This window comes from Psittacicella gerlachiana, assembly GCF_003585965.1.
GTDB classification, from domain to species: Bacteria; Pseudomonadota; Gammaproteobacteria; order Enterobacterales; family Psittacicellaceae; genus Psittacicella; species Psittacicella gerlachiana.
Genome location: NZ_NRJF01000012.1, coordinates 1 through 12,516, shown reverse-complemented (window position 1 = coordinate 12,516; position 12,516 = coordinate 1). Strand labels below are relative to the sequence as shown.

Sequence of the window (12,516 nt, the reverse complement as noted above, 5' to 3'; positions counted from 1 at the left end):
AGTTTAGTTAATGGCCATACTGAGTTTTGTAAGCTCCAATTTACCGCTTTCTCATCCGGAGCTGAGTAAATCACTACATTTAGTTGTTCACCATTTGAGATTGGTAAAAATGACCAACTTGGGGTGAAATCTATAGATACCTCTTTGCCGTTAGCGGTAATCTGAGCGATATAGTCCATAATCGTATCTTGTAAACTTGTTTGACTCGCAAAAACAATTTTTTCTGCACCTGTACCTGGTAAGATTGCCCCATTAGCTCGGTAATTATTGGTAGCCACGAGAATTTTATCGCTATCGGTAACTGGAGTTCCATCTTTATAGGTTAAATTCAAAATTCTTCCTGCTCCATGAGTATTAGTTTCTTTGCAGGTTGAAGTGTATTTAGCGGGTTTAGTTACGTCTATTTGATAAGTTACTCCATAAAATACATCAAAGTTATAGGTACGAAAGGTTTGGTAATTTAACAGTTCCTGACGTACGGTAGTTTGAGGATTAATTTGATTAAATTGTCCGGAAGCACACTCGAGCCAGTTCTTTAATTCCAATCCTGTAATTTGGATGATATTAAGGGTATTAGGATACATATAGGCATCACTAACATTACGTAAGGTAAAGACACCTTTATCTATAACCGTAAAGTTTGTAATATCATTGTGACGTTCCCCATATTTAAATGGAGCTTGGGTCGCTAGAAGACGATAACCTTGATAAGTTTGCCCTTGACTTTGTACCCATTGTTCAAGACTATACATTTGAGCTTGGTTAATAAGTTTAAGCACATAGTCATCTTGAGTTAAAGCTAAATATCCATATAGGTTAGATGCTACTTGTCCTACTTCTGCATTTTCTTTAGCACGAGGTCCATTGGCATAGGCACGTACTTGTTGATGGATAGGCTCTAAAAGAGCAACTAACTCCTGATCTTCGTCAACTAGTGGTTGGCGTTGTTGCCAGTCATAAATTGCTCGGGTAAAGCCAATTGATTGTTGAGGATCTACTTGCCATTGACCTTGAGCATCTTGGACAAGGGTGAGATCTATAATCCCGATATGATCTCCCCAACGTCCAGGCATTACTGCAGGCACACCATTAATTAAACCTCTTTCTATGTTCGTACCCTCAATCTCGCTAAACTCAATTGAAGGGTAAACCGCATGGGAGTGTCCAAAGACCACAGCATCTATGCCTGGAACTTTAGTGAGGTTGATTACCTGATCTTCAAATAAAGAGGAAGATGGTGCAACTACCCCAATTCCTGAATGAGGAATAGCAATAATTATCTGCGCTCCCTGAGCTTGCATTTCAGGAATAAACTTTTCTGCGGTTTCGACAATCGGTGCGGTAATGACCTTACCGGTAAGTTTATCGGCATCCCAACGCATAATTGCTGGAGGGGTAAAACCTATATAGCCGATTTTGAGGATATGATAATTGCCTTGGGAATCTACAACTTTTTTGTCTTGAATAACGTAAGGAGTGTAGGTATTTTTGCCGGAAACGGCATCATAAACATTGGCATTAATAATCGGAATTCCCGTTAGTTGTTGGGAGCTGGAAATTACTTGTTGGAGATAGGGTAACCCAAAATTAAATTCATGATTCCCTAGATTGGAAACGTCGTATTGGAGATAAGCAAAAGCTTGATAAGCAGGGTGGAGATGATAAGATTGAAAATTGTTTTCGACAGCCCAAGTACCTATAAGACCACCTTGAATTAGGTCTCCATTGTCAATAAGTACCGAATTACTTACTTGAGCTCGAGCTTGTTTTATGAGAGTAGCGGTACGAGTTAAACCATAGTGTTCTACCGCTTGATCTTTGAGGTAATCGTAAGCTGTATAGTAGGCATGAATATCGCTAGTCTCAATAATTCGGAGTTTGATCTGAGGCGTTTGCGCTATAGCGAGAGTAAAAAAGCAACTGGCTAGGAGAGAGGTGAATAATTTCATAAAGTTTACCTAAAGTGGAAAGGGTAAGTTCAAGAAAATTAAGAGTTTAGAGGCACAAAAAGGTAAGAAGTTTAACCTCTTACCTTTTATAGTTAATCTCAAAGTAAATATTGCCTTAAGTAAAGCTACATTTAGGTAACTTTACATTTATATAAGCAAATCTACATTGATGGTGTAAATTTAGATCTATGTAAATCTATAACTAGGTAAATATTTACTTATTGTGATTATTAATGAGATTTTGTGGTTGATATTTTGATAAATCAATACGGTACTCTTGGAAACCAGCATTATCTAAACCAAGTTTAGTTAATGGCCATACTGAGTTTTGTAGGGTCCAGTTTACCGCTTTATCATCTGGAGCTGAGTAGATCACTACATTCAGTTGCTCACCATTTGGAATTGGTAAGAATGACCAACTTGGATTAGTATCTATAGATACTGGCGTTCCTTGTTTAGAGATTTCACTTACATAATCCATAATGATTTCTTGTGAAGTAGAAAGACCTGCATAAACAATATGATCAGCACCAGTACCAGGCATGCGTCCACCATTTGCACGATAGTTATTGGTTGCCACTAAGATATTATCGCTGTCTTTAACTTCACTACCATCAGTGTATTTTAAGTTAACAATACGCCCTGCTCCTTCAACGCCAGTAGGCTTACAAGTAGAGGTATATTTAGCAGGTTTGGTTACGTCAATTTGATAAGTAACTCCATAGAACACATCATAGTTATAAGTACGATAAGTTTGGTAGTTAATTAAATCTTGACGTTCAGTGTTATTTGGATCAATTTGATTAAATTGACCGGTAGCACATTCTAACCAACCTTTTAATTCCGCCCCTGTAAGTTTTACCACGTTAAAAGTATTAGGGTATACGTAAACATCAGATACATTACGTAAAGCAAAAGTTCCTTTGTCTACTGCCACAAAGTTAGTTACATCATTATGACGCTCACCATATTTAAATGGAGCTTGAGTCGATAATAAGCGATAGTTTTGGTAAGTATTACCTTGTTCTCCAGCCCATTTTTGTAAGGTTGCTAATTGCACTTGGTTTACAAGTTTTACTGCATAGTCATCTTGAGTTAAAGCAAGGTAACCATAAAGGTTATTTGAAAGCTGACCTATAGGGGCATTGGCATATTCACGAGTTGCTTTGTGAGTATTCTCTAATACCGCTACTAGACCTGGATCTTCTTCAACTAAAGCTTTACGGTTTTTACCATCATAGATTGCACGAGTGAAAGCCACTGATTTGTTGCTATCTACTTTCCAGTTGCCTTGTTCATCTTGTACTAAAACAAGATCAACAATCCCTAGGTGATCACCCCAGCGTCCTGGCATTACCGAAGGTACGCCGTTAATTAAACCTCTTTCGATATCCGCACCTTTTACGTCTTTAAATTCAGCTGAAGGGTATACGGCATGAGAGTGACCAAAGACTACAGCATCTATTCCTGGAACTTTGGTTAGGTTAATTACTTGGTTTTCATAGAGGGAATTTGAAGGAGAAACTACTCCAATACCAGAGTGAGGAATCGCAATAATTACTTGAGCTCCTTTAGCTTTCATTTCTGGGATAAATTTTTGTGCCGTTTCAACAATTGGAGCGGTAGTTACATGTCCAACAAGTTTATCTGCATCCCATTGCATAATCGTTGGCGGGGTAAAACCTATATAACCAACTTTAATGGTATGCTTGTTACCTTCTGAGTCTACAACTTCTTTATCTTGAATTACATATGGGGTAAAGTAGTTTTTGCCAGTTTTTGCATCGTACACATTAGCATTGATTACAGGAACCTGAGCTAAGGTTTGTGCAGTCTCTACTACTTTATTCAGGTAAGGTAAACCAAAGTTAAACTCATGGTTACCTAAGTTAGATACATCATATTTGAGGTATTGGAAAGCCTGATATGCTGGGTGAATTTGATAAGACTGAAAGTTATCATTTAATGCCCAGTTACCAATAATTCCACCTTGGATTAAATCACCATTATCTACAAGAACATAGTTAGGTACTTCTGCACGTGCTTGTTTAATTAAAGTTGCGGTACGAGTTAAACCATAGTTTTGTACTGGAGCATCTTTAAAGTAATCATAGGCAGTGTAGTAAGCGTGAATATCGGTAGTTTCAATAACCCTTAATTGAATGGTAGGGTTAGCTAATGCCATATTCGCTAAACCTAATACCACAAAGGCTGAAGATAATTTGGCTAATTTTAAAGTTGCAGCTAATTTCATAATGCTTAGATGGGAAAGTTTTTTACAAAATACAAGCAAGTACTTAAAGTACTTAATGCACCCAGACTTTGATGAGGCAACAAAATTTGAGCAACTTTATTCTCCTAAAAACAAGTTAGAAGACTTAGAGCAGCTCGCCTTAAGCTGCAAATATAAAAGTCTTTGCCCATATTTTACCTGAAAAGTATGCGAGATTAAGAAAAAAATGCTTGCTAACTAGTACTTAAAATGCGGAAAAATTAGCTATAAAGAACCGAAAAATAAGGGAATTTGTGAGATGAAATTAAAAGTGAGCAAAAGTAAACAGTTTTAATCCGTGAGGCAAAAGAGATAAAAACCTAGTTTTTGTTAGGTGTTTCTAAATTTGCGAATGGTGAGAGGTTTTTTTAAAGAAATAGTGTTTTGAAAAATATAATATTTCTTGAAAGAAAATCTTGAGGGAAGGAGTAAATGGGCAGATGACAAGAAATTAAGAAAAAGTTACGTTCTTCTAAGATATTTTGCGTAAAATAGTAGGTAGCGCAAATAACTTAATTATACATGGTATCTAAATTTATAGGAGTAAAAGCAAAAACCAAGAAGAATTAAGGAAAAGCAAGCGAAAAGTTCATTTTTTCTGAAACTTTTTCTTAGTTTGTTTGTCTAAAGTAACGAATTTATCAAAATTATTTTAAGAATTTATTTCTATTATAATCTAGCATCTGGAAAAACTAGAGGGCGTAAGAGTGCTGTTTTTAGTCCTAATTTTATAAAGCATTCACATTCATTCAACTAACCAATAGCACTCTTACTGCTGACAGCTTTTCTAGTAATGCAATTAAAGATCAAACCCCGAAACATTTAAGGCTTATCCGAAAGGATAAGCCTTAAATGTTTTTAGAATCTAGAAACTAGTAAGTAATTTAAGTTTACCTCTGCTTAAGCTTGTATTTACTTAAATTAAATCCACTTACTTAGAAAGCTAATTTGAGGTTAACATTACCATTAAAATTACGATAATCTTTAGCTTTTTGGGCTTGTGCATTAATACCAAGGTTTACTTTTGGTGTCAGGTAAACATTAAAGCCGGTATTAACGCTAGTAAGGAATTTACTCGCAAAACCTGTAGCTGTTTGACGATTATTATTTAAACGTAAGTTAAATTTATCGTCTTGTAGTGCTTGAGAGAAGGTTAGCTGAGCATCTACCCCTGCGTTATAACCAAAGAGTTTAAAGTTATAGAATACTTTAGCACCAAGATTTGCATAAGCTTGGAAAGAGTTTTTCTTCTCAGCATAGAGTGAGAATACACTTGCCTCACTGCTAGTTGCGGTTTCACTAAATGCTTTTTGCATATGGTATTGCGTGGTTAACCCTGCATTTAATTCAACACCAGCCTGTGCGTTACCTAGTACAAGGTAACCCGCATGGAAACCTAAACTATAAGCTTGGGCTTTAAAAATCGCACTTTGGTCATTAGCACTTAAAGTAGAACGAGTCACTTCAGCATAGTGATCGACAAAGCCAAGACTTGCCCCAAACCATGCTTTTGGTAAAGCATAACCTAAAGAGAAGAATACTCCATTGTTTTTGAGATTAGCTTTATTTGCACGTTGATTATAACTACGGAAGTACTCTTTATAATCTATATTGGCATGATAAGCTGCAACACCCCAGTTAAAATTATTCTTTTGAGCATAAGCCCCAACGGTAAAGCTATTCTCTTGGGCACTACCTTTAAGAGAACTGCCGTTAGTTTGCCATAGTTGATTACCTGCAGTAAAGTCCAAGTAAGCATAAACTTTTTGGTCATCAGTGCGATAACGGCTCAGACTAGTTTGAGCAAATTTAAAGTGAGCGAGACGGGCATTTTGGTTCGCAACTTTTTGTAAATTAGCATACTGCACTCCTGAAGCACTAATAAAGAGTTCAGCTAACTCAGTGCTATTAAGATTTTGTACTTGGCTAGCCGCCGTTAAGGTTGCAGTATCCGCACTCTCACTGCTGACACTAGTTTCGCTACTAGTGGTAGTATCACTAGTTTGATCTGCAGTTAAGGTTACTTGACTCGCCTCTGCAGAACTTGTAGAGGTCGTACTAGTTACACTTACTCCATTGGTGTTTAAAGCTTGAAGTTCAAATTGAGCCTGAGCATAACCGGTAGTTTTGGTAATGTCGGTTAGAGGACTCGAACTTGAAGTACTGGTGGTATTTGTTACGGTTACCGAAGTTTGAGCAGAAATAGCATCTGCTCGAGCGAAGAGATCATCAACAGCTTGAGCTCCTTGCACCGCTAAGCTTTGATCTATACTGGTTAAGCTTAGAGAGTTAGCAACGCTATTTGCGGTTTGTGTTTGGTAACTAACTTTATAACCTTTAGTATCATAAGCATCGCTTACTTTATTTAAGGTCACAAAACTATTTCCTGCAACTGCCACGCCTCCAGCAAAGGTTCCACTATGTCCACTCCACTCAATTGCATAAACTTCTTTGGCTTCAGTTTGGGTAGGAACATAACTTGTCCCCATGGTTACGGCTAGGGTTACATTATCATTTAAGTTTGCCTGTCCTAGCGTTAATCCTGAAGTTAAAGCCACACTGCCGTCAGCTTGTTTTTGAGCTTGTAAACCAACATTTAATTGAGCGTTACCACTAAGAGTTAGAGTCGAAGCTTCCCCAGCATGACTGTATACATTTCCAGTGGTTGCAGTAATACTTGTTACTTTATAGCCGTATAACCAAAGTTTTGCTTGCGCACCGGTCAGAGTATAGCTAGTGTTGTGTTCTCCTTTAGTATAGTCGGTTGGGAGAATTGCTGGCGTAGCAATGCTACTATCACGAGCAAGCACAAGATTTCCACTGTTTACGGTTACTGTCCCTGTAAAGCTTTGGTTCCCTACAAGATTTAAGAAACGATTATTTGGTCCACTCACGCTTAGGCTTCCCATTCCACTAATATTATTACTAAAGTAGAAGTGAGTAAGAGGGCTAGCATCACGATTCATGTCTACAGCAAAGGTAGTGTTAGCTGCAAAGTAAGCAGGACCTTGTAAAGCCATTTGGGCATTGACTAAGCCCCAACCAAAGTACTCATCAACCCCTGCTGTACCAAGATCGTAAGCGGTGGTCATTAAAGTGGTTTTGAGTTGAGAAGCGGTCATCCACGGGAATTGCGAAGCCACAAGCGTAGCCACTCCCGTTACATAAGGAGCTGAGAAAGAAGTTCCAGCAGCTACATAACTTTTGTCGTATGTAGTAGAAGTTAAATTATTATTAAAGAACCCATAGCTATAGAAAGGGGCAACCACACAATAGTTAGCTGCAGCTCCACAAGCATAAGAGTTTGGGGAAATATAAACTTCTTTTTTGTTAAGAACGTCATCATTAAAATCAAATAATGACGGATCTGTTTCCGGATTATCTTTAAGACCAGTAAATTCTCCACTAGCAACTTTATCTAATTGCTCTTTGATAAAAGCTTTAGCTTGACCTTTAGTGTCGGTAATAACTCCGGCTACCGTGAGGTAGGTATTTTGTGCTCCCTCATGGTCGATAACTGTTTGGGCTACTTGATGTTCTTTATTGATCTTAAACACTGCTTGGTAAGGATTAGTATCCGACCAAGTCTTAAATGTTCCTTGAGGATTAGTATCGCTATTGTTAACTTCCGTTAAACCATTGTAGAGTTTAAGGAAGTCACTATAGTAGATATTCCCAATTGAGTTTACAAGTAATGGGGATTTATCTTGTCCTAAAGTTGGATACCAACCATCAATATATAGGGATAAACCTGATTTTAAGACGGTGCTTTGTCCCGCAAGTACGGCACAGAGAGCATAGAACTGATCTAAATTTAATAGTTTAGAAGCATCAGTTGCTCCAGATATACTTCCTAATAGTTTACTTGTTTCATCATCCTCACTTGAGAGTTGGAAATCCATCTCAAAACCACGATTCATTAGGGCTGTTGCCCAGTCAGGTAAGCTTGGCATGCTCGAGAGGTTAACAATACGAGGTTCAAAGTATTTTACTGCTTCTACTAATGGATGATCATATGTTAGATTCGGATTATCCTCATCAAGCTTTAGCATTTTAGTATAAGCTTGTGAAAGATCGACAAGCGTATACATGGCATTAGGAGCAATCCCAAAAGAGTTAGTGTCTCTTTTTCCAGCAAGAATTGAGAGAATAAATGAACCATGCCCACTAGTTGCATTACTAGTTTCGGTACTCGTTGTATTTGGCGTAAACTCAACTTTACTCGTAGTAGTATTGTAATCAAAATCGTATAAGGTTACTTGAGTTTGATTAATGTTTACATCCTTTTCAAAGAAGTAAGAGTCGTAAATAAGAACATTAGTTCCTTCACCTCGAGTTAGATTCAGTTTAAGCGTATCTGAAGTAGTAGTATTAGCTGCTACTGGTACTTGAGCGTCCTGAACAAATTGCGACACTAAAACCTGATCTTTATCAACATTTGCTAAGCCTAAAGCATTAAAAGGAGCAAGAGCTTCTTTTGGAGCTTGGCTATGGTTGTTAGTTAAAGAGTTAAGGTTAAAGGTATTTTTATGTTCTAAAGAAGGGGGATCAGTTAAAGTGATACTTGAAGAGGAGTTTAAGCTGCTATCACCTGCAACTATATAAGGTTGAAAAACTACTGCTGCACCGTCTGCTTCTACGGGGTTTGCAGGAGTAGTATTATTGCTACTAGTGCTATCTTGAGTCGAAGTAGCAGAATTACTTGTACTCGCTTGGTTAGAAGTGCTAGTACTAATTTGGGTAGAAGCACTATTGCTATTAGCATTACTATAGCTATTATTGCTACTGCTACTACCGCCACCACATGCCACAAGCAGGCTTGCCATAAATACGGAAGCCAAAGAAGTGCAAATGCGATTTAATTTGAGAAAATTCTTATTCATGCCCGATAAAAAATTAGATCCGTTAAATGTAAAAATTAGGATCTCAAGAAAGAGAGCCACCTCTTTCTTGAGAAAAAAGAACATAATATAAAGAAGAGAGTCTCTAAAATATATTATTGAGAGTTAATCCTAATTAAAAATAGATAACTACTTTAATTGTTTGCCTAAATTAAAAAAGTAGTTACCGATAACTGCCAAATTATCATTGCTTATTATATATTGTTTTTGCTTTTTTAGATAAAGATTTTTAAGAAAAAAGTTAAAAAATTGTAATATTTTTGTTTGGGAATTAGGGAGGAGATAAAGGGAGATTATTCCTAAAGATTCGGGAAGCAAGGAATTATTGGGAGAAGAGCGAAGAATAGTAAAAGATAAATAGGTGATACTAATATATAAAAAATTTTAGGTAAGAGGTAAATCGAGCAAAAGCAGAGTTTTTTATAATTTTGGAGTTCATTTGCCATGATCCCCAAAAGTTTGAATGTTATTTTTCTATGATGAAGACAAATAAAAGAGTACCGCAAATAATCTATCTGCGGTACTAGAGTAAATTATCGTAAATTATTTTACTGCTTCTTCAAGAATTTGTTTTAATTCGCCTGAAGCTTCTAATTCTAAAATAATGTCACATCCTCCAACAAGCTCACCTTTTACCCATAATTGTGGGAAAGTTGGCCAGTCACCATATTCTGGTAAGTATTGGCGGATTTCTGGATTTTGTAAAATATCTACAAACGCAAAATCAATATTTTGGTTGATTAATGCTTGTACTGCACGAGCTGAAAAACCACATGAAGGAAAACGTGGTGTTCCTTTCATATAGATTACAATTGGATTTTCAGTAACTTGACGTTGAATACGTGCAAATACTTCTTCTTTAGTTGGTTGTTTTCCTGCTTCTGACATAAAAAATTCTCAATAGATAGCTAATAAAAAGACACTGAATTTGTTGAAAAACTTTTCAAGTTATAGATTATAACACACGAGAATCTATCTCTTGGTTTAGCTAAGATCTAATAAAGGAAAAAAGCTTTAACCCTTGATTTTTCAAGGTCTAAAGCTTTTTTAAATACCTACATTTTGTAAGTGAATGTCTTAGAGCTTACTTTTAGGACTTTGAATTAGTTGTATTCGTGTCCTGGAATATACTCTTGATATTCTTCGCCATCAAAGTAAGCTTGAAGAATAAGAGCGGCACTAATACTATCAACCTTGCCTTTTTGTAAGCCTTTATAAGAGTATTTATCAAAGATAAATTCTTTGGCACTGGTAGTAGTATTACGTTCATCAATAAAGTAAACCGGAACTGCAAAAATCTTATGTACCCACTTAGCAAAAGCTACTACTTTAGGGGCAACTGCAGTCAAGCTATTATCTTGATTGCGAGGCAAGCCTACCACTACTGCGGTTGGTTGCCATTCTTTCATTAGCTTATCAAAGCTTGCATGATCAACCTTACCTTTGCTCATTTTAATGGTAGTGAGAGGTTGAGCTGTAGCCGTAATGTCTTGACCTATCGCAATACCTGTACTACCTGTGCCGTAATCAACACCTAGATAATATCCCATAATTATTCTTGCTCACAATGAATTCCAGGAGCTTTCTCAGAAGAAGCTGGAATTGGGTTATCACTTTTAGTAGGTACAAGTTGGCAAATAGTATTTAAGGTTTGCTCATCAAAATCTACTAAGCCAATAGTTTTTGCGGTAAGAGCATAATAGATTTGGATTAAGGCAAAGAACTCCCCTAAGACAACTTGTTCATTTACTTTATGTAAAGTAGCATTAGTTGTTCCTAACTCAAACATTTGCTCACAGATTTTGGTAATAAAACGTCCGTCAGAAGTACCGCCTCCAGTATCAAAGCGTGATAGTACTTCTCCTTGCGTGAGCAAAGAGATAATATGAGCACAATCTTGACAAAACTCATTATCTTTTGGGGTAACAAAAGATTCACCTGAACAACTTGAGGTTACTTGAATTTGTTCGTTAAATGGGAAACGAGCAATAATTTCATTTACTTTTGCTTGTAAAGAGGCATAAGTATGTTCATTATTAAAACGAATATTAAATTGAGCATGAGCTTGTCCTGGAACAAGATTGGTGGTTCCATCGCCAGCAGCTAATTCTACTAACTGAAAACTTGTAGCAGGGAAGTTCTCATTTCCTTGATCAAGTTGAGAGAGTTCCTCTTGAATTGCATTGAGTACGGGTATTAATTTATGAATTGGATTATCTACTAAGTGCGGATAAGCTACATGTCCTTGTTCACCGTTAGCGGTAAGCCACCAAGAAGCTGAACCTCGACGTCCATTGCGAATGGTATCTCCCACGGTTTTAGAAGATGAGGGTTCTGCAATCACACACCAAGTAAGAGATTGTTCTACTTCAGCTAGTTGTTCAACTACATATTTAGTTCCGTGTAAAGCTGCTGCTTCTTCATCCGAAGTAATTAAAAACGCAAAAGTAGTATTTTCAATAGCTTTACTGCCGGTATAAGTATCAAGGAGAGCGGTAATGGCAAAAATACTTGCAACTAAGCCCCCTTTCATGTCCGTAGTTCCACGACCCACAAGACTTAACTCTGGGTGTTGGAGATATTGGGTGAGACTACTTTGTTGCATTGGGCTATTGTGCTCTTTAAAGACAATATTAGCTTTGGTTTGTCCTTGCACCGCTCCTACATATTCATCGATATTAGGAATCGTTTGATAAGGGTTTGGAGATACATTTTCGTGAAAATCCGGTGCAAAGGGAGCATTATACGTCCATTTACCTAATTCTCCAGGAGGCACTACATCAGTGTGTCCAGCAAAGACAAAAATAGGTAAATCAGATAATAGTGGTAAAGTTACGCCATTAATATTTCCTCGAGCAAGTTTTGCTTGCTGAAATTGAGCTTTGAGTTTATCCCAAGGAACAAAAACTTCAGAGTTATTTGGATCAAGTAAAAAATCTTGATCTAGAACATGGCTATAAGCACTTGGTAATTGGCTGTTTGCTCCTAAGCGAATAAAAAGGGTGTTGGTAGTTTCTCCATGATTAAAGTTTATTGCTTTAAAGTTGTAGGGAGCTAAAATCTTAGCAAGATCTTGCTGAATATTAGCATCTTCAGGAGAAACGGTATTACGACTCACAAACTCTTCGAGCGTGGCTAAAGCAGAAGTATAGTCAATTTCTGCTGCTAAAGGATCTAAAAAATAAGGTGCACAAGGCTGGGTATGTAATAAATCTTTAAAAGTTAATTTTCTTGTCATAATGAATAATAAAACGTACCAAGATTAAATATTATTTTATCTTATTTTTAGGTTAAGAATCTGTAAAACTTGCAGAAGACTTTTGTTCTTGGAAATTATGAGTCAAAAGTATTTAGCAACAAAAAGTAAATAATTTATTGTCAATAACATTGAAGA

General features: G+C 36.8%; 6 protein-coding genes. All 6 read right to left on the bottom strand.

What is annotated here, in order from left to right; genetic code table 11:
• Nucleotides 1-1,949, bottom strand: a 1,949-nt coding sequence (locus CKF59_RS00505) for a bifunctional 2',3'-cyclic-nucleotide 2'-phosphodiesterase/3'-nucleotidase (protein ID WP_119534032.1), incomplete at its 3' end; no start/stop codon positions are given.
• Nucleotides 1,950-2,163: 214 nt separating this feature from the next.
• Nucleotides 2,164-4,203, bottom strand: coding sequence for a bifunctional 2',3'-cyclic-nucleotide 2'-phosphodiesterase/3'-nucleotidase (locus CKF59_RS00500; RefSeq protein ID WP_119534031.1), 2,040 nt, complete (start codon nt 4,201-4,203; stop codon nt 2,164-2,166).
• A gap of 953 nt (nt 4,204-5,156) precedes the next feature.
• Nucleotides 5,157-9,104, bottom strand: coding sequence for a S8 family serine peptidase (locus tag CKF59_RS00490; protein WP_222985438.1), 3,948 nt, complete (start codon nt 9,102-9,104; stop codon nt 5,157-5,159).
• A 561-nt stretch (nt 9,105-9,665) separates the two neighbouring features.
• Complete coding sequence (grxD, locus tag CKF59_RS00485; RefSeq protein ID WP_119534028.1) at nt 9,666-10,010, bottom strand: Grx4 family monothiol glutaredoxin; 345 nt, start codon at nt 10,008-10,010, stop codon at nt 9,666-9,668.
• Nucleotides 10,011-10,225: 215 nt separating this feature from the next.
• On the bottom strand, nt 10,226-10,672 hold the full coding sequence (ruvX, locus tag CKF59_RS00480) for a Holliday junction resolvase RuvX (protein WP_119534027.1): 447 nt from the start codon (nt 10,670-10,672) through the stop codon (nt 10,226-10,228).
• Nucleotides 10,673-10,674: 2 nt separating this feature from the next.
• Nucleotides 10,675-12,360, bottom strand: a complete 1,686-nt coding sequence (gene dapE / locus CKF59_RS00475; RefSeq protein WP_119534026.1) for a succinyl-diaminopimelate desuccinylase — start codon at nt 12,358-12,360, stop codon at nt 10,675-10,677.
• Nucleotides 12,361-12,516: the final 156 nt, after the last annotated feature.